The 18,571-nt window shown below is 38.3% G+C and carries 21 protein-coding genes and 2 pseudogenes; 10 read left to right on the forward strand and 13 right to left on the reverse strand.

All coding sequences use genetic code 11. The features are described 5' to 3' along the window. Positions 1-417: 417 nt before the first annotated feature. On the reverse strand, positions 418-642 hold the full coding sequence (locus tag ACQKOG_RS14060; protein ID WP_049667962.1) for a DUF1450 domain-containing protein: 225 nt from the start codon (positions 640-642) through the stop codon (positions 418-420). A gap of 247 nt (positions 643-889) precedes the next feature. Between ACQKOG_RS14060 and ACQKOG_RS14065 the strand changes: the two genes are divergently transcribed. Then, a complete protein-coding gene (locus ACQKOG_RS14065; RefSeq protein WP_370082788.1) occupies positions 890-1,537 on the forward strand; it encodes an RsfA family transcriptional regulator in 648 nt (215 codons plus the stop codon). Between the two features lie 46 nt (positions 1,538-1,583). Here ACQKOG_RS14065 and ACQKOG_RS14070 read toward each other — a convergent pair whose 3' ends face one another. Beyond that, complete coding sequence (locus tag ACQKOG_RS14070; RefSeq protein WP_427447078.1) at positions 1,584-2,417, reverse strand: lipoate--protein ligase family protein; 834 nt, start codon at positions 2,415-2,417, stop codon at positions 1,584-1,586. 157 nt (positions 2,418-2,574) lie between these two features. Between ACQKOG_RS14070 and hemQ the strand changes: the two genes are divergently transcribed. Next, positions 2,575-3,324: a hydrogen peroxide-dependent heme synthase gene (gene hemQ / locus ACQKOG_RS14075; protein WP_370082792.1), complete on the forward strand. Its 750-nt coding sequence runs from the start codon at positions 2,575-2,577 to the stop codon at positions 3,322-3,324. A gap of 50 nt (positions 3,325-3,374) precedes the next feature. Here hemQ and ACQKOG_RS14080 read toward each other — a convergent pair whose 3' ends face one another. Beyond that, positions 3,375-3,557: a hypothetical protein gene (locus tag ACQKOG_RS14080; protein ID WP_370082794.1), complete on the reverse strand. Its 183-nt coding sequence runs from the start codon at positions 3,555-3,557 to the stop codon at positions 3,375-3,377. Between the two features lie 1,250 nt (positions 3,558-4,807). Between ACQKOG_RS14080 and ACQKOG_RS14085 the strand changes: the two genes are divergently transcribed. Further along, the gene (locus tag ACQKOG_RS14085; protein ID WP_370082859.1) at positions 4,808-5,191 is read left to right on the forward strand and encodes a cell wall hydrolase; all 384 of its coding nucleotides are present in this window, start codon (positions 4,808-4,810) and stop codon (positions 5,189-5,191) included. 21 nt (positions 5,192-5,212) lie between these two features. Further along, entirely contained in the window at positions 5,213-5,554 is a 342-nt protein-coding gene (gene gerQ, locus ACQKOG_RS14090; protein WP_142509394.1) for a spore coat protein GerQ, read from the forward strand. 274 nt (positions 5,555-5,828) lie between these two features. Here gerQ and ACQKOG_RS14095 read toward each other — a convergent pair whose 3' ends face one another. The 5 genes from ACQKOG_RS14095 to ACQKOG_RS14115 all read right to left on the reverse strand — a co-directional run bounded on the left by ACQKOG_RS14095 (position 5,829) and on the right by ACQKOG_RS14115 (position 9,136). After that, a complete protein-coding gene (locus ACQKOG_RS14095) occupies positions 5,829-7,007 on the reverse strand; it encodes a M20 family metallopeptidase (RefSeq protein ID WP_370082796.1) in 1,179 nt (392 codons plus the stop codon). A gap of 216 nt (positions 7,008-7,223) precedes the next feature. Further along, positions 7,224-7,604: a DUF423 domain-containing protein gene (locus ACQKOG_RS14100; protein ID WP_370082798.1), complete on the reverse strand. Its 381-nt coding sequence runs from the start codon at positions 7,602-7,604 to the stop codon at positions 7,224-7,226. A 270-nt stretch (positions 7,605-7,874) separates the two neighbouring features. Then, positions 7,875-8,141 (reverse strand): YwdI family protein, encoded by a 267-nt coding sequence (locus ACQKOG_RS14105; protein WP_370082800.1) that lies wholly within the window; start codon positions 8,139-8,141, stop codon positions 7,875-7,877. Continuing rightward, entirely contained in the window at positions 8,138-8,317 is a 180-nt protein-coding gene (locus ACQKOG_RS14110) for a uracil-DNA glycosylase (protein WP_068985233.1), read from the reverse strand. Before ACQKOG_RS14110 ends, ACQKOG_RS14105 begins: the two co-directional genes overlap by 4 nt. A gap of 141 nt (positions 8,318-8,458) precedes the next feature. Next, positions 8,459-9,136, reverse strand: coding sequence for a uracil-DNA glycosylase (locus ACQKOG_RS14115; RefSeq protein WP_370082802.1), 678 nt, complete (start codon positions 9,134-9,136; stop codon positions 8,459-8,461). Positions 9,137-9,663: 527 nt separating this feature from the next. Between ACQKOG_RS14115 and thiD the strand changes: the two genes are divergently transcribed. Next, complete coding sequence (gene thiD / locus ACQKOG_RS14120) at positions 9,664-10,494, forward strand: bifunctional hydroxymethylpyrimidine kinase/phosphomethylpyrimidine kinase (RefSeq protein ID WP_370082804.1); 831 nt, start codon at positions 9,664-9,666, stop codon at positions 10,492-10,494. A gap of 275 nt (positions 10,495-10,769) precedes the next feature. On the opposite strand, the pseudogene ACQKOG_RS14125 reads toward thiD, so the two are convergent. Then, positions 10,770-11,262, reverse strand: a pseudogene (locus tag ACQKOG_RS14125) (Rrf2 family transcriptional regulator). Between the two features lie 10 nt (positions 11,263-11,272). On the opposite strand from ACQKOG_RS14125, the pseudogene ACQKOG_RS14130 reads away from it, so the two are divergent. Next, positions 11,273-11,491: pseudogene (locus tag ACQKOG_RS14130) on the forward strand (NAD(P)H-dependent oxidoreductase); the annotation flags it as partial. Between the two features lie 34 nt (positions 11,492-11,525). Here ACQKOG_RS14130 and ACQKOG_RS14135 read toward each other — a convergent pair. After that, positions 11,526-12,077 (reverse strand): acyl-CoA thioesterase, encoded by a 552-nt coding sequence (locus ACQKOG_RS14135; RefSeq protein ID WP_142509401.1) that lies wholly within the window; start codon positions 12,075-12,077, stop codon positions 11,526-11,528. Positions 12,078-12,259: 182 nt separating this feature from the next. Here ACQKOG_RS14135 and ACQKOG_RS14140 point away from each other — a divergent pair, with 182 nt between their 5' ends. Continuing rightward, on the forward strand, positions 12,260-12,589 hold the full coding sequence (locus tag ACQKOG_RS14140) for a hypothetical protein (protein WP_370082806.1): 330 nt from the start codon (positions 12,260-12,262) through the stop codon (positions 12,587-12,589). A gap of 396 nt (positions 12,590-12,985) precedes the next feature. Here ACQKOG_RS14140 and ACQKOG_RS14145 read toward each other — a convergent pair whose 3' ends face one another. Both ACQKOG_RS14145 and exaC read right to left on the reverse strand, forming a co-directional pair. Next, a complete protein-coding gene (locus ACQKOG_RS14145) occupies positions 12,986-13,348 on the reverse strand; it encodes a DUF779 domain-containing protein (protein WP_370082808.1) in 363 nt (120 codons plus the stop codon). Between the two features lie 21 nt (positions 13,349-13,369). Continuing rightward, positions 13,370-14,890 (reverse strand): acetaldehyde dehydrogenase ExaC, encoded by a 1,521-nt coding sequence (exaC, locus tag ACQKOG_RS14150; RefSeq protein WP_427447085.1) that lies wholly within the window; start codon positions 14,888-14,890, stop codon positions 13,370-13,372. 277 nt (positions 14,891-15,167) lie between these two features. Here exaC and ACQKOG_RS14155 point away from each other — a divergent pair, with 277 nt between their 5' ends. Then, complete coding sequence (locus ACQKOG_RS14155; RefSeq protein WP_049667947.1) at positions 15,168-15,518, forward strand: YojF family protein; 351 nt, start codon at positions 15,168-15,170, stop codon at positions 15,516-15,518. A gap of 13 nt (positions 15,519-15,531) precedes the next feature. Then, on the forward strand, positions 15,532-16,221 hold the full coding sequence (bshB2, locus tag ACQKOG_RS14160; RefSeq protein WP_370082812.1) for a bacillithiol biosynthesis deacetylase BshB2: 690 nt from the start codon (positions 15,532-15,534) through the stop codon (positions 16,219-16,221). Between the two features lie 51 nt (positions 16,222-16,272). On the opposite strand, the gene ACQKOG_RS14165 is transcribed toward bshB2, so the two are convergent. Next, complete coding sequence (locus tag ACQKOG_RS14165) at positions 16,273-17,016, reverse strand: TerC family protein (protein WP_427447089.1); 744 nt, start codon at positions 17,014-17,016, stop codon at positions 16,273-16,275. Between the two features lie 245 nt (positions 17,017-17,261). On the opposite strand from ACQKOG_RS14165, the gene ilvA reads away from it, so the two are divergent. Further along, positions 17,262-18,524, forward strand: a complete 1,263-nt coding sequence (gene ilvA / locus ACQKOG_RS14170; RefSeq protein ID WP_370082816.1) for a threonine ammonia-lyase IlvA — start codon at positions 17,262-17,264, stop codon at positions 18,522-18,524. The last annotated feature ends 47 nt before the right edge of the window (positions 18,525-18,571 follow it).

Raw genomic sequence — 18,571 nt, forward strand, 5'->3', positions numbered from 1 at the left:
CTGGGAGTCTAACCGTCGCTTTGGCTCTTCTTTCCGTCACCTCGATGACTTTCCGTCGCTCTGATGATTTTATCCGTCGCTCCAGCTCTTCTTTCCGTCACCTCGATGGCCTTCCGTCGCTCTGATGATTTTATCCGTCGCTCTGGCTCTTCTTTCCGTCGTTTCGATGAGTCTTTCCGTCGCTCTGGTTCTTCCTTCCGTCACCACAGAGTCTTTCCGTCGCTCTGATGATTTTATCCGTCGCTTCGATGAGTCTTTCCGTCGCTCTGGCTCTTCTTTCCGTCACTTCGATGATCTTTCCGTTGCTTCAATGATTCTATCCTTCGCTTCAACTCTTCTATCCGTCGCTATATTAAAAATGCAGAAAAAACAAAAACTATCTCCAACTAGACTAGTGAAGATAGCTTTTTGTTTTACTTATTTTTTTAACTTTGCTAAAACCTTTTCCATTAGTTCTTCTTCCGTTAATGCAGCAACAGGACGGCTATTTACAAAGGTAAATGTTTTTTTACGTCCTGGGCCACAATAAGAATGACAGCCAATTTCGATGGTTGCATCAGGATCGATTTCCTTTAATTTTGGAATTAACGTTTTTAAGTTAACGGCCTGACATTCATCGCAAACTTTAAATTCGTTTGCCATTTTGTCAACAACCCTTTCTATATAGTATTTTTTTAATCAAAAAATCAAAAATTCGTCTCTATTGAACGTATGACTTTCACATAGTTAAGTATGTAGCATACGTACAAACCTACATCGGGTATTGTATCGCATTTTTCCCCTTGTATTCAAGCATAATAATTCCTTTCACATAGATGAATAAAAGGTTAAAAGATTGGTCATGCTAGTTGTAAATAAAAGTTCCAAATAAAGGTGGGAGGATTTTAATATGAGTAAAGTAAGACAAGATGCTTGGTTAGAAGAAAACGATGAATTATTAGCAGAGGCGGTTATTCGCCATGTGACGGAAGGTAGTACACAATTAAATGCCTTTGAAGAAGCTGGTGATGCTTTAAATCGTACTGCTGCTGCATGTGGTTTTCGTTGGAATGCTGTTGTTCGTAAAGAATATGAGGAACAATTATCAGAAGCCAAAAAGGAAAGAAAAGAAAGAATGCGAGTGTTAGGAGCTCCAGCAAGACGCCGTGCTTCTAGTATGTTTACAGTTAATAGTAGTGCTGCAGAGGGTAAATCGATTCCTCTATCTGCATTAAATCTTGATATTGTTATAGCCTATTTACTACGTTTACAACACTCTGGTGAAATAGGTAATGAGTCTTCAAAATGGAGACAACTAGTACACGTAACATCTGAGAAAAATAAAAAACTAGAGAAGACAATTACACAGCTAGAAGAGGAAAATAGAGCTATTCGAAAAGATTACGAGCAATTTGTTCAAATTATGAACCGTGCTAGACGACTAGTAACACTAGATGAAGAGGAAGAACGAATTGCACCTGTTTTCAAAATGGAGAAAAACGGAAATCTTGTTGTAAGTAGCACTTATACACAAGAAAATGGCGATGCGCTTAATTAGCAGCATCGCTTTTTTCTTTGAACATGGCACCCTTACTGATTATGCTTCACTTTGGTTCAAGCATTTTCTTATTCCGATCTAAAACACGTTGTAAATAAAACGCATATAGCGTCAATTCTTCATCATGAAAAGATTCAGCTCGAATGTCTTCTGCCATATTGTGAAGAAGCTGCTGTAAACGAATAACAACGACTTCCACTGTTAATGATGCATCAATTAGTTCAGATAATGACGCCATCACATCAGGGACAATGTTTGGATACGTAAATTTTGTTTCCTCACCCTTTAGACTTTCCTCATAAAAGTCACGAATGAGTGCAGCTCGATCTGAACCGCTTCCTTCAATACATAAATAAATTTGCACTGCTACCCCTTGACGTAAGCGTCTCTGAGAAATACCAGCAAATTTCTTTCCTGCAATACTTAAATCATAGGAACCTGGACAATAGGAGCCTACAATTTCATAGGCTTCAATTTGATCCGCTACTTCAGGGAACAAGCCTTTTACTAGAGCTACCATGACATCATAGCCTTCATTAATGCTTAGCGCTTCCGTTTGTTCAGATAAAACAATAGAAATATTCAGTACACCTTCATCAAGCACCACTGCTAATCCGCCTGAATTGCGTATAATAGGATCGTAGCCACGTTCTTTGAGCAAGTCCATGCCCCGCTGCACATATGGTAAACGGTGATCCTGAATACCAAGCACAACCGATGCATCATGTACCCATGTACGAATAGTTGGTGGAGAGGCTAATTGCCCAACTAACTGACATAAAGTATCGTCTGTTGCAAAGGATTCAAGTGGCGATCTTTGCTTTGCGCTAATGGATTGATCGTAAAAACGCCAAATCGGCTGTTGTAAAATACTTTTCATGATTGGAGCTCCTCTATCTACATCTATTCTCTTTAGAATACATTATCTATAGAAGGTGTCAAATTCGTGAAATGCCATCATGAACTTAGGGAATTTGTACAAACTATGATAAACTAAAATTTGAATGGTATTCACTTATAAAGGAGTGTTTTTAATAATGAATGAAGCAGCAATTACTTTAGATGGTTGGTACGCTTTACATGATTTCCGCTCAATTGACTGGGCTTCATGGAAACTAGTTTCTGCTGAGGAACGCCAAGCAGCAGTAGAAGAATTCATTGCATATTTAGAAAAATTAAACGAGGCTGATATCGCTAAAACAGGTGCTCATGCATTTTACGCAATCGTTGGTCAAAAAGCTGACTTTATGATTATGACATTACGTGAAACAATGGATGAGCTACAAGAGCTTGAAGCTGAATTCAATAAATTAGCGATCGCTGATTTTACTATTCCTACATATTCGTATGTATCTGTAGTAGAGCTTTCTAACTATTTAGCCGGTGATTCAGACGAAGATCCTTACCAAAATCCACATGTGCGTGCTCGTCTATATCCTGAACTTCCACGTGCTAAACATGTATGCTTCTATCCAATGGATAAGCGTCGTCAAGGCAATGACAACTGGTATATGCTTTCAATGGATGAACGCAAATCTCTAATGCGTTCTCACGGTATGATTGGTCGTGGCTATGCAGGTAAAGTTAAACAAATCATTACTGGTTCTGTTGGCTTCGACGATCACGAATGGGGCGTAACACTATTCGCAGATGACGTACTACAATTCAAAAAATTAGTTTATGAAATGCGTTTTGATGAAGTTTCAGCTCGCTACGGTGAGTTCGGTGCATTCTTCGTTGGAAACCTTCTTGATAACGAAAAACTTGTGAAATTCTTAACTGTCTAAAATGCTTTTAAATATAAAAATGCGAGTCCATAGTAGCGGACTCGCATTTTTTAATATTCATTTTCTTCGCTGTTCTCTGATTCCAATATTAAAATAATTGTATGAATAAAAAAGCCAGTTAGAATCATAAGAAAAACTAAATACCAATTATAAGGTTGATGATAGTATTCTGCTATACCAACGGCCATGAATGCACTTATGATAATTGCTACAAACGTACCAAAACTATGCATTATAACACTCCTTCATGAAAGCAAAAAATAATTTTCCACTTTAGTATGTCACAATTTGTTTTTAATATACTTGCAAAACATTAGATTTCATCTATTTAATCAAAAAAAATTAACAAAAAATAAGAAAGTGTCACCACAACGATGACACTTTCTTATTTTCATACCTCAAGACCTTTCATCCTTAACCTTCAAAATTAGTATGATTGTATGGATGAAAAATCCTACTACAATTATTAATATAAAGAGATACCAATGGAGTGGCTGTCCGTAAAAACTCCCTACTAAAAATGCCAGCACAGCACTCAACAAAATGCCTACCCAAACACCAATCTCCATACCCTATCACCTCACATGTATTCAATACACATGCAATTTCCTATCTCACATTCCCGATTATATTTTCTATCTCCATTTACCCATTTTTGCAAAATTTAGGATCATCACCATAACGTGGGGTTGATTTCCGTTCCGGCTAGGCTGTTTCCTGAGGACGTTGGGGCAAAAAATGTTTTCTGTGTGAAAGCGTAGCGCAGCAACAGAATGCTCATCACAAGGCGTTACCACGGGACGTGATGCTATTTGCCTTCGTTTCCCTACCCTTTTGCGCTTCGGGTCTTATCTGTGACGCTGTTTCCCAAGGAGCTCATCCTCACTCCAATCAACTTATATATGGCATACGTTTGGTGTTGAATATCTAAATTTTTAAAAATTTGGCCCTCTTTTACAGACTACTCGTTATTACTAATATATGCTTAGCATTTTTAAATTGTGAATTTCTTTCGATCAACTATGCCTCGGCATAGTTGTTGCTGTCGCTTCGCTTTCGCACAGATAAACAATGCGCTCGGAGGCTTTGTTTTCTGTGCGAAAGCGTAGTGTTAACGCAGCGGCAGCAACAAGATGTTGGTCACTCAGTCATTGCCACAGGACGTGGCGTTCTTAGACTGAGTTCCTCTATTTCAGCAGGTGTTTTGGCATCCACTGAAAAGTAACTTAGCCCCGTATTCATCTCCCCGCCTATAGTGGTGGGAGACATCTGTACCTGTCGCTTCGCTTTCGGTCAAAAGACATCTGTAGCTGACGCTTCGCTTTCGCTACCAAAACACTTGTACCTGTCGCTTCGCTTTCGGTCAAAAGACATCTGCTGAAAAAAGTTAAAATTGAACATGTCTACAATACCATCATGCATATACTGTCTGCGAGGAGGAGTGAAAATCGCCGTTATAAAGACGAATGATGCACAAACAGCCATGTTAGCAAAGCTTATGCGCTCTGAGGCAGAAGGTGAAGGAAATTTAGGTATGCTGATGGTCGGCAATGTTGGCGTCAATCGTGTACGAGCCGATTGTTTAGATTTTACGGATGTTCGTACAATTGAACAAATGGTTTTTCAGCGTCCTGGGGGCTTTGAAGCGACACAAAAAGGCTACTTTTATCAACGAGCACGTGATCAAGATCTTCGATTAGCGAAGAGAGTTATTCAAGGCGAAAGATTCCATCCGGCGACTCGTTCGCTATGGTTTTTCAGACCTGAGGGAGATTGTCCAGCGCAATGGTATGGTCAGTGGAACACGGGAAGATTCAAAGCACATTGCTTCTTCTCGCCAACCGAAGAAGATTGTCCTCAAATCTAAAAGAAAGAAGGTTGATAACTTATGATGCCTTATTATTGGACACCGACAACGCAACAACAAATGCCTCCACAGGTAATGCCTCCACAGACGACTGGAGCACGACCACCTGGACGGGAGCAATCGTATATTGAAAATATTTTCCGTTTGAATCGCGGAAAACCTGGTACTTTCCATTTTTCCTTCGAGCATGCGGTAGAGCAAGGGAAAAACACGAAAACTGTGCGAGGCGTTGTAGAAGCTGCTGGTCGAGATCATGTTATTTTACGTGAACTCAAATCGAATCATCGTTTCCTATTCCCAATGATTTACTTTGATTTTGCTGAGTATGATGAAGAAATGGCTTATTTTAACCAAAATCCATAAGAAATAAGCTATTCAAAAATTCATATTTTCTTATATGGTAAAATCCCGCTCCTCTATATGCGAATAAAATAAGTACAGAATCGGTTTGCTCCTTCGCTCCGTTTTACTCACGCTTCGTCGCATTGCAAGTTCCGCTAGACTGCCAATTGGGTCTGGTGTTCTTGCTTGCATTGCAAATATTTTCGTATGTAACGAGGAATCTGCATGGATATTTACCATTAGATCAAAAGAATTGGCATGTTAGGATACCTCCTAGCATGCCAATTTTTATTTACTATTGGTTTTCTTGTAAAAACTGCAATGTTGCTTTTCCTAATGTTTTAGCAGCAATCAACATTGCACGTTCATCAAAGTCAAAGCGTGCATGATGGTGAGGATATGCTACTTCCCATTCTGGCTTTTTAGCACCTGTGAAGAAAAATGTTCCTGGTACATTCTCTAAATAATACGCAAAGTCCTCACCAATCATAAATGGTGGGCACGTTATTATATTTTCTACTCCAGGTATATCTGCTGCAAGTTGTGCAATAAATTCTGTTTCTTTCACATGATTATACACAGGTGGATAGCCTCTTGTATAACGATAGTCATAACTTGCACCGAATGCCAAACAAGTGGCATTTAAAATGGCCTCAAGTTCTTGCTCCATTTGTTTACGTACCTGCTCTTCAAAAGTACGGACTGTTCCAGCTAATACTACCCGTTCGGCAATAACATTGAAAGGATTAATCGCCTCCAAATGACCAATCGTTAAGACGGCTGATTTTAATGGATCAATACGTCGAGATATAATTTGCTGTGCATTAACTACAAACTGTGACGCAAGTGTAACTGCATCTATAGAATGATGAGGCTCCGCACCGTGACCACCTTTGCCATGAATCGTAATTTCCACTTTATCCGCAGCAGCCATAATTGCTCCATCTCTCACCAATATATCCCCTAACGGTGTTGGTGCCCATAAATGTGTACCGAAAATAACATCTACTCCATCTAAACAGCCATCTTCAATCATAGGCTTTGCTCCACCTGGTGCCATTTCTTCTGCATGCTGATGAATAAATACCACATTGCCCGCAATATCATCCTTTATAGCATTAAGTGCTTTAGCAAGCCCTAATAATGTTGCAGTATGACCATCATGTCCACATGCATGCATTTTACCATCCACTTTTGATTTATAAGGGACGTCATTTTCCTCCTGAATTGCCAATGCATCAAAATCAGCGCGCAGTGCCACTGTTTTACCTGGCTTCCCTCCGCGTAAAGTAGCAACAACACCACGTTCACCTACATGCTCACGAACCTCATGTCCTAATGCTCGATGAAAAGCAGCTACATAGGCTGGTGTTTCCACTTCCTCAAAGGATAATTCCGGGTATTCATGTAAATGACGACGAATCGCTACCATTTCATCATAGTTATTATCTAGTAAAGTAAAAAGCTTCTCCATATCACAAAACCTCACTTCCTATTTGTCGAACTTATTTGATAATAATAGTGTACTATAAATCCTTACAAAAACAATAGGAATTAAAACTACCTTTCTATTGAAATAATATTGTTGATGAGGAAGGAAAATTCTCTTGAAAGAGGTCTGTAATAAAACAAAAACCCCCTCACACATTGTGCAAAGGAGTAACTTAGAAAGAAAATTTATATTCAATTTTTATCGCGCATGTTTAAGGGCAGCAACTATAATTAGAACCCAGCCAGTTAAAAATAGAACACCACCAATTGGTGTGATGGCACCTAGAACTTTAACGCCGCTAATTGCCAGTACATATAAGCTTCCTGAAAAGAAGACAATACCTAGGTTAAAAAAGATTCCAGCTAAATTTAACTGCTTTACTTCACCTAGTAGTTTCGAGCTCATCAATATGCCAATCACCAGTAAAGCCGTGGCATGAAACATTTGGTACTGAACAGCTGTTTCCCAAATTCCGCGACTATAATCGTCTAGAACCTCTTTTAAAGCATGTGCACCGAATGCACCCAATGCCACTGCTAAAAAGCCATGGAGTGCACCTGTTACGATAAATTTTTTCATGTCATTTTCCCTACCTTTTATCAATTTCACCTTGGCGAATTGTAGCTGACGCTTTGCTTTTGCTACAGAAAACATTTGCCGCTTTCGCGCAGATAAACAATGGTCCGGATTTTGAATTGTGCTTGCACAATTTATTCCTTTCAAAATCTGTGACATCCGCCGGAGGCTTTATCTTCATTCAGTAGGCGTTGGGACACCTACTGAAAAGGAACCACATCCGCATTCATTTAGCCACCTTCAGAGGTGGGAGTCTTCGCTGAATAAAGATAATTAAAAGTCAAAAATTGAATCACCATTTGCTCCGTCTTCTTCTTCAATTTTTGCCGTATATAGGCTTGTTTGCTTTGGCTCTGACACAAGCATTTGTGGCAGATGTTTTGACTGGGCTTTAGAAATGCTATCAGATGAGTCTAATACCACATCACATAATGCTCGGATTGCCGTTAAGGCTTCACGAATTTGTTGTTCGTCTCCTGCATTTTTGACACCAGATAATTGTTTTTCAAGTTGTTGAATAACGGCTTGATAAGGAATCATTGCATTCTCCCACTTTCTGCTTTTGGCACAAATTTTAGACAGTCTGTGCCAGAGGATTGTTTAACGACAACAGATGGTATTTGCTTCGTTTTAAAGCCATATGCTACACAGGCCCGTGGAGTTTGTGGGTCCCACGTTACTTTAAAATATTGACATTTGAAACAATTTACCTTCATCGTCGTTCCTCACTTTCTTCTATTAACTGTAACACGAAATGATGAGTGATGTGCATCAATTTCGCCTTGGTGTAATTGTTGCTGTCGCTTCGCTTTTGCTAAAAAATATTTACTGAATGAAGAAATACGATTTGTGCCAATCTAAGCTAGACTCCAATCAATTGGTTGCTCTCCCCATTCCACTAACTGTGTATTGATCTTGGAGTATGGTTTACTGCCGAAAAAACCTCGATAAGCACTTAGTGGACTTGGATGAGGTGCTTCTAAAATTAAATGTGGTGTTGAGTGTTTACGAATTAATTGTTTTTTACGTTGTGCTGGTTTACCCCACAGCACAAAAATAATTGGTTTATCTCTTGATGCTAATTTATCGATTACAGCATCGGTAAATTGCTCCCATCCTTGTTCTTTATGAGAATTCGCCTGACCTGCTCGAACAGTTAATACTGTGTTCAATAACATTACTCCCTGCTGCGCCCATTTTGTCAATGTTCCATTTTGAGGGATTGGACAGCCAAGATCATCTTGTAACTCTTGTAGCATATTGCGTAGGCTTGGTGGATGTTTAATTCCCGGCATGACCGAAAAGCTTAATCCATGTGCTTGGTTTGGTCCATGATACGGATCCTGACCTAAAATTACGACCTTTACATCTTGATAAGCCGTCGTATTAAATGCATTCATTATGTCATTTATCGGGGGATAAATTGTTTCTGCTGAATATTCATCTGCTACAAATTGACGTAGCTTTGTGTAATATGTCTTTTCTATTTCTTCTGCAAGTATTGCTTGCCAATCATTCAGGAATTCTTGTTTCATTGTAATATAAGCCCCTTCCTCTTCTTACAACGGTACAAAAAAATAATGTTGAATTCAAGTATCCCGTTCAATTATGCCTTGGCATAATTGTAGCTGACGCTTTGCTTTCGCTACAGATAAACAATGCGTCCAGATCGGCTTTGTGCTTAGACCTGCAGATGTTTTTTGTGCGGAAGCGCAGTGCTAACGTAGCGGCAGCGACAGATGTTTTTTGCGCGAAAGCGTAGCGGCAACAGCAACGATGCAGGTCAGTTAGCCTTTATCGCATGGATACAATGGTTTTAGGCTAACATCCTTATGAACTCCTTTCCGATTCTGTGTCATCCGCCAGAGGCTTTAACTTCTTTCAGATGAAGAGTGAGAAAAACCCACATCCATCTCACCGTCTTTAGAGATAGGAGACTTCTACTGAAAGAAGTTAAACTGACCTTCTAAAAATATCTAACTCTGACTATTTTTATAACATCAGAATAAGACTATACTAGATGGTAATTTTAAAACTTTCATCTATAAAGGAGATATTCCACATGGCTCTTAAAAAAACTTTAACGATTGCTGGTTCAGATACATCAGGTGGCGCAGGTATGCAAGCTGATCTTAAAACATTTCAGGAGCACGGCACATATGGCATGGTGGCATTAACAGTTGTCGTAACAATGGATCCAAACGGTTGGACTCATAACGTAACGCCATTACCAACAGAGCTTTTACAAAAACAAATCGATACTGCTCTTTCAACAGGCATTGATGCCGTAAAGACCGGTATGCTATCAACAGAAGAAATTATTCGTATCGCAGGTGATGCTATCGCAAAATCTGGTACGGAAAATGTTATCATTGACCCTGTAATGGTATGTAAGGGAGAAGATGAAGTATTGAATCCTGGCAATACAGATGCCATGATTCAACATCTTTTACCATTGGCTGCAGTTACAACACCTAACCTATTTGAGGCTGGCCAATTAGCTGGAACTGGAACACCAAAAACTATCGAGGAAATGAAAATAGCCGCTCGTAAAATTCACGACCTTGGTGCCAAAGCCGTTGTGATTAAAGGTGGAAAAGCGTTAGCTACTGAAAAAGCAACTGACTTATTCTTCGACGGCGAAAAATTCTACTTATTAGAATCTGAAAAAGTAGCTTCTACTTATAACCACGGGGCTGGCTGTACATTTGCTGCTTCCGTAACAGCAAACCTCGCGAACGGTCTTTCAGTACAAGAGGCTGTAATTGAAGCAAAAGAATTCGTTTCTGCTGCAATCGCTCACGGTTGGGCATTAAATGACTATGTAGGACCAGTTATGCATGGTGCAAAATCTCGTTTTGGCGCACCACAAGTAACAGTGACAGAAATTTAAAAGCGAAAAGAGACTGGGACATAACTAGCTGATATCCAGACAAAGAGAAATCGATGTCATTCGATTTCTCTTTTTTCTTGGATTTATTGAGAAATCTATAAACGCTTTGTGCGCTTGTTTCGATACTTTTCGTTCAGAACGTAGTTTTTCAATTTTTTGATCATACGCTTGTACTTTTTCAACTAATGGAATACTGCCATTTTTGCTCCAAAAGAAAAAAGCGATTTCTCGTTATGAAAAATCACCAAATAATCTCCTTTTACTATTTCTAAAAGTTAACTTTTATTTCTTTTAAAGAATTCTTTTGCTTCTTCTATTTGCTTACTTGGTAAAGTGCGTAGTAATTCTTGTTCTAACCATGCTATTGTCTTATTCCGTAAATAATTTCGCATTTGTTCTTCAGCCTCAAGCATTACAATATTAATAGTACAGTTCGATTAACTCGAACAAGATTCACACTCTTTGTCTGTGTCTTGATAAGCAAAGTTTGCTTTAATATTCCTACACTGAAATATTGGCTTTTCACCTTCAACAGCTCGTACAACATCCCAAAACGAAATATCTTCTGGTTTCTTATTAAGACGATAACCTCCTTTTACGCCAGGTACTGAACTTACAATCCCTTCCTTAGACAACTTACCTAAAACTTTTGAGAGATAGGTTTCTGATAACCCTTGAAATTCTTATCCCAATGCTTTCACTTGGTGGTACATCTATTAAATAAACAAGACTGTGTAGGGCATATTCAACCATGACACTATATTTCATTATTCACCGGGTCGTTATACAGGCAAGTGGTTCACTCTATACAAATGACGATTGGTATACTGAAGTGGAATATTCCTATAAGTACCTTAAATCAATGTTTAATTTTCTTGGGATAGAAGATTTTAAAATCCTGCGTGTCCAAGGAACAGCATTATTGAATACAGAAGATATTTTACAAAACGCACTTAATGATTCGGACCAATTATCCGTTGAATTAGCTCATAAATAACGAAAAGGCATCTGATTAGTTTCAGATGCCTCTTTTACATATAGTAGTTCTCCATCATTTCGAGCCGATAATCCCATGGATCGTTCATCGAAATGAATTGAGCCAATGCCTTACTTTCCTTTTTACGATCTGCACGCGCCTTTGCTCGTTCAGATGCCGTTTCATGTAGTTTTGTTTCCTCTACTGTTTCTGGAATAACAGATGGAACTGGGGCTGGTTTATTATTTTCATCTAATGCAACAAAGGTTAATAAGGCTGTTGCCGCTACCTTACGTTCTCCCGTTTTCAAATTCTCAGAAATGACCTTGACGAAAACTTCCATTGAAGATGTCCCTGTCCACGTTACATAAGATTCGAAATAGACAGAATCGGTCGGGCGTATTGGATGCAGGAAGTCTACAGAATCCGTTGAGGCTGTCACACAATCTCTACGACTATGCTTAGCAGCAGAAATTGAAGCTACTTGATCGATGTCACTCATTAATCGACCGCCAAACAGTGTATTATGATTGTTAATATCATTCGGAAAAACTCGACTTGTACGCATAACTCTAGAATCTTTACAATATTTAAAGTTTTTGTTCACATCTATTCCCCCTAAAAACAACTGTTTATTTCTACTATATTGCTCTATTTTTCCATAAAAATCAAATAAATTATTTGAAAATTAAGAATTTTTATTTCAGCTGTCGTTTTTTATTAATTCTCTGGACAAGATACGCTACTACTTCATATGCCATATATTAGCTGTATACGGGAGGGAGAAAAATGGCAAGACGTAGACAACAACAAGACCCAAACGGAGAAGGGAATTTCCTAGCTGGTCAAGAAGCAGGTCTCCTAGGTGAAGATACAGGTACCCAAAGTGGAGATATAACCTCTACCAAAGTAGAATTAATATCTTCAATGGTTTTGACAATAGGGTATTCACTAGCAACCCTCTCCACCATTTTAGCATTGCAGGAAGAAGAGGCAAATGAACAAGCAAGAACATCCGACGCGCAAAATCAAAGTGTACAATTTAGACAAATGCATAAGCATCTATCACATCTCAACAATCGTCTAGATTCCATTGAACGAAAACTCAACCGATATTAACAAATACATACCCCCACAAAAACCGCTAATTATAAAAAGCCGCAATTCTCCGTCATAAAAGAGAATCGCGGCTTTTTTTACTATACTATGATAATGAACTTTCAGTCTTCTTCCCTTTTTTACAGCTATACATATCAATGCTGAAGGAATGTCATCTATTGTACCAAGATAGAATTCGTTATTACCTAGTTTAAAATTCCCTTCAACATCAAGCGCTGCCTTTCCGTCAGTTAAGGAAGAAATCATGGTCAGTATCTTTTCATTTGTGAAACCGTATACAATACAAAACGACACATTTTGTACAAAATTGCTTTCACACTCATTATATTGATATATTTCTATAATTTTTTCAAGGATATTGCTTGAAAATCTTCATAGATTAAAAGATGCAATCAATTAAAAGAGCTTTATTACTTCTCCATACTCTTCTGTTGTGAATACTCTAGAGTTTGTAATAAAATGCATATTTTCAACACTATCTAAAGAAAAACTTGCACCTCTGCCCTCAATCGCATGAATAATCAATTGCGTATGCTTAAAATATTCATATTGCGCTCTATGAATGTAAAAAGGAACGTCGCCTATTGTACCAAGATAGATATCGTTTTCACCAATTTTAAAATCTCCTTCTACATAACACATCGGTGCAGAGCCATCACAGCAACCTCCAGATTGATAAAACATGATAGCGCCATGCTGACTCTTAATTAACTCTATTAAATTTAAAGCCTCTTTTGTTGCAATCACTCGTTCTACCATGTTGTTATTCATCCTTTGGTATTAGAAAAATCCTTGTGCTTCTTTTTTGTAGCTCACTAAAAGACATTTAGTTTGTTGGTAGTGATCTAACATCATTGCGTGGTTTTCACGACCGATACCTGAAAGTTTGAATCCACCAAATGCAGCACCCGCTGGATATTGATGATAAGTGTTTGTCCACACACGACCAGCTTGAATAGCTCGACCTGCACGGTAAGCGATGTCACCAGAACGTGACCAAACACCAGCACCTAAACCATATTCTGTATCATTTGCAATTTCCATAGCTTCATCGAAATCTTTGAATGTAGTCACGCCAAGCACTGGACCAAAGATTTCTTCTTGGAAGATTCGCATTTTATTGTGACCTTTGAAAACTGTTGGTTTAATGTAGTTACCTCCTGCAAGGTCGCCTTCAAGAATATTTTCTTCTCCGCCTATTAAGCACTCAGCACCTTCTTCTTTCCCAAGTTTTAAGTAAGAAAGGATTTTTTGTTTTTGTTCGTTAGAAGCTTGAGCACCCATCATGACTTCTGTATCTAATGGATTACCAATTTTAATAGCTTTTACGCGTTCTAATGCAAGTTCAATGAATTTATCGTAAATGGATTCTTGAACAAGTGCACGTGAAGGACAAGTACAAATTTCACCTGAGTTTAATGCGAACATCACAAAGCCCTCAATTGCTTTATTTAAATATTCATCATCTGAAGCCATTACGTCCTCAAAGAATACGTTTGGTGATTTACCACCTAGCTCTAACGTTACAGGAATAATATTTTCAGTTGCATATTGCATAATTTGGCGACCAACAGCTGTTGAACCAGTAAAAGCAATTTTTGCAATTCTTTTGTTCGTTGCAAGTGGTTTACCAACTTCAACACCAAAGCCGTTTACAATGTTAAGTACGCCTTTTGGTAGAATATCTTGAATTGTTTCAATTAACACTAATAATGAAACTGGCGTTTGCTCAGCTGGTTTCATCACGATACAGTTCCCCGCTGCAAGTGCAGGAGCAATTTTCCAAGCAGCCATTAAGATTGGGAAGTTCCAAGGAATGATTTGGCCAACTACACCTAGTGGCTCTTGGAAGTGGTATGCAACCGTGTCGTTATCTAATTGTGTTGTACGTCCTTCTTGTGCACGGATAACACCTGCAAAATAACGGAAGTGATCAATTGCTAAAGGAATATCTGCGTTTAAAGTTTCGCGAACTGCTTTACCATTATCCCATGTTTCTGCAACAACAATCATTTCTAAGTTTTCTTCAATGCGATCTGCGATTTTATTTAAAATAGAGGCACGCTCAGTTGCACTTGTTTTACCCCATGCATCTTTTGCTGAGTGTGCTGCATCAAGGGCAAGCTCAATATCTTCAACTGTTGAACGAGCTGCTTTTGTGAAAACTTGACCTGTTACAGGTGTTTTATTTTCAAAGTATTGACCTTTTACTGGAGGAACCCATTCGCCACCGATAAAGTTATCATATTTTTCTTTGAAATTTACTACTGCACCCGGAGTATTAGGATTTGCATATATCATAGTATCAATCTCCCCATATTTTATTTATGAAACCGCATACAAATTATAACGACACAATTTATATTAATCTGTTTCATGTGTCCTATATTGATACATCAAAATAGTTTTTTCAAGGAATTAACACTAATAATAGTGAAAAATAGTTTTTTAAAAATAAAGAAATTTCAGTATTTTATCAATAACATTTATGATTAGTTTGGCAACAAAGTCTTTCGATTTCCCTTTGTCATCTTTTTTAACTATACTTAAAGGAGAAATAATCGAGAGGAGTGTTAAGATGCAAGAAGTACAAGTAAAGACGTTGCAGGAATTATTGAATTCTTTCGCCAACAAAGACGTTTATATTCATCTTGAGACGACAAACGGTTCTTATGCAGCACACTATGATGAGAAATTTTTCAATGCAGGTGCTTTTATTCGCAATGCAAAAATCAACTATGAACTTGCTAAAGTGGTAGATGATTCACCCCATCGTGTCGGATTAAAAATGGCACATGGCTGGGTTTATGCTCAAGGCATCACACATTTTGAATTAGATGATTTAGGCCGTTTATTAATGGCTGGACTAGACTACTCAGGTAAATTGGCGATTGCACTCGAAATTAGCGAAACGCCATTTACTTACTAAGGGGGACAACTTTTTGAATTTACAACCACAACGTCATATTTTAATTGTTTACCCTCACCCAGATGATGAGGCTTTTTCAGTTGCTGGAACAATTGCCTACTATACAAAGAAAATGAATACACCTGTTACATATGCCTGTTTAACTTTAGGCGAAATGGGGCGTAATTTAGGAAATCCTCCTTTTGCAACACGTGAATCTTTGCCAGAAATTCGACGCAAGGAGCTTGTTGCAGCAGCAGAGGCTATGGGAATACAAGATTTACGTATGCTTGGTTTCCGTGATAAAACGATTGAATTTGAAGACGATGAAAAAATGGTAAAGCTTGTTGAAGGTTTAATAGAGGAGTTAATGCCTTCTCTTATCATTACATTCTTACCTGGTTTTGCAGTTCATCCTGACCATGAGGCAACAGCACGTGCTGTAGTAGAAGCTGTTCGTCGTATGCCAAAAGCCGCACGCCCACAAGTGTTAGGCTGTGCCTTTGCAAATGATACAATTGAAAAAAATGGTGAGCCACATGTTGTCAACGATATCAGTGAAATGAAGATGGATAAAATTAAAGCATTACAAGCACACGCATCCCAAACAGCTTGGATGATGCAAGAAACAGAAAAACGTGTTGATGACGGTGAGCCAATGAGTGAAAGCTGGCTTAATATTGAAAAATTCTATATTGTAAATCCTGATCAATATGTAAAATAACAATAAAACGGTTCTGTCCTCTTTCTTCATTGAGAACAGAACCGTTTTATATTAAGCAACCTTCATTTTTTTTAAGAAATGAATAATGAAAGTAATAGCAAAAATAATAATTAATACAACAAAAAACATATAATGTGGAATGTGAATACCGATGACGCTGGCTAGCATTTTCAGTGCAATAATTCCAATAATAATAAATGCTGTTGCCTCTAATTCTGGTATTTTTTCAATAACGATTAAAAATAAGCCTGCAATAGTTCTCATCATTAAAATACCTAGCATTCCCCCGATTAGCAATATCCAAATTTGATTGGATATCGCAAAAGCAGCAAAAATCGCGTCAATTGAAAAGGCAATATCCATCAGTTCTACAGAAATAACCGTTGCCCAAAACGTTCCAAAAAGACGAACGATCAACCCTGTTTTTTTCATCTCCTTGGTACTATCCGCTTCCCCAATCTGCAGGAAATGAGCGACACATAGCCAACCTAAATACAGGGCTCCTAGCAATTTAATGAACCAAAACTCTACCAAATAAACACCTATTCCAATAAATAAAAATCTGAAAAAATAGGCCCCCAACATACCGTACATTAATGCTCGTTTGCGTTGCTTGTTTGGTAAATGCTTCACTAGCACTGCTAATACGAGAGCGTTATCTGCTGAGAGTAAACCTTCTATTATTACTAGCGTTGATATTAACCCCCAAGATACAGGGTCAGATAAGATCTCTTTCCACATTTCCCAATTGAAAAATTGAATGTATGTAGATAGAATTCCTTGAATGATTTCCAATTACATACCCTCCTACTTGTCCTAAGGTATTCTAGTATATGCTTGACCATTTTCGTTATGAGGAAATGTGTGCATCCTTTATTTCTACAAAAAATTCTCGTAGAAATTTAATTATTCTGCATTTTGTAGTTTCCTAGACGAAATAGACACCGAAAATTTAGAATTTACTAAAAATTAATAACAAAAAGCTTATAATATGTGCTATCATAGATAAATGTTTTATACGTATACGGAGGATGAATATTATGGAAGCTGCTGACACTAGAACTGTGCAGGTAGAAAATATCTTGATTGCACATCATTTCTTAAAAGACGTAGTGGTGCACACGCCGCTACAAAAAAATGACTATTTATCTGAGAAATATGGAGCTAATATTTATTTTAAACGCGAAGATTTACAGCATGTACGCTCATTTAAACTTCGTGGCGCCTATTATAAGATTAAAAAAATTGAAGAAGAGGCTCGTAAAGTTGGCGTCGTTTGCGCGAGTGCGGGTAATCATGCCCAAGGCGTAGCCTACGCCTGTGCACAATTGCAAATTCAAGCAAGTATTTTTATGCCTCAAACAACACCTAAGCAAAAAATTGACCAAGTGCGTATGTTTGGTCGTGAATATGTAGAAATTATTTTAGCTGGCGATACCTTTGATGATTCTGCAGAAAGTGCATTTGCTTACTGTGATGAACACGAAAAAATCTTTATTCACCCATTTGATGATTTTGATGTCATTGCCGGACAAGGAACCGTCGCTGTTGAAATTATGAATGACATGGAGGAACCGATTGATTACGTGTTCGGTAGTATTGGCGGCGGTGGCTTAATGTCAGGTGTTTCTGCCTATGTGAAAAACCTTTCTCCTAACAGTAAAATTATCGGTGTAGAGCCTGCTGGTGCAGGCAGTATGAAGGCTGCATTTGCAGAAGGTGGTGCAGTGGCACTTGATTGGATTGACAAATTCGTAGATGGTGCTGCAGTAAAGTGCGTCGGTAACCACACATATGACGTTTGTCGTCGCTACTTAGACGACATCGTACTAGTACCTGAAGGAAAAGTATGTACAACAATTTTAGATCTTTACAATAAACACGCTATTATCGCAGAGCCTGCTGGAGCATTATCAGTAGCAGCACTCGACTCCTATAAAGAGGAAATTAAAGGGAAATCAGTCGTTATCATCATTAGTGGTGGTAATAATGACATCGGTCGTATGCAGGAGATTAAAGAAAAGTCTTTAATTCACGAAGGCTTACTATACTACTTCATCGTTAGTTTCCCACAGCGTGCAGGTGCGCTTCGCCAATTCCTAACAAGCGTGCTAGGACCAAATGATGACATTACAACTTTCGAATATACAAAGAAAAACAACAAAGAAAGTGGTCCTGCCCTAGTCGGTATCGAGCTTGGCAATCGTGAAGACTACGAAGGATTACTCGCTCGCATGAACGAATTCGGCTTCAAATACAAAGAAGTAAACAACGACATTCAACTATTTGGCTTACTAGTCTAAAATAAAGGGTCACACTTGCTACTGCTAAAGTAAGTGTGGCTTTTTTA

The organism is Lysinibacillus sp. NPDC093216 (genome assembly GCF_050280325.1).
GTDB lineage: Bacteria > Bacillota > Bacilli > Bacillales_A > Planococcaceae > Lysinibacillus.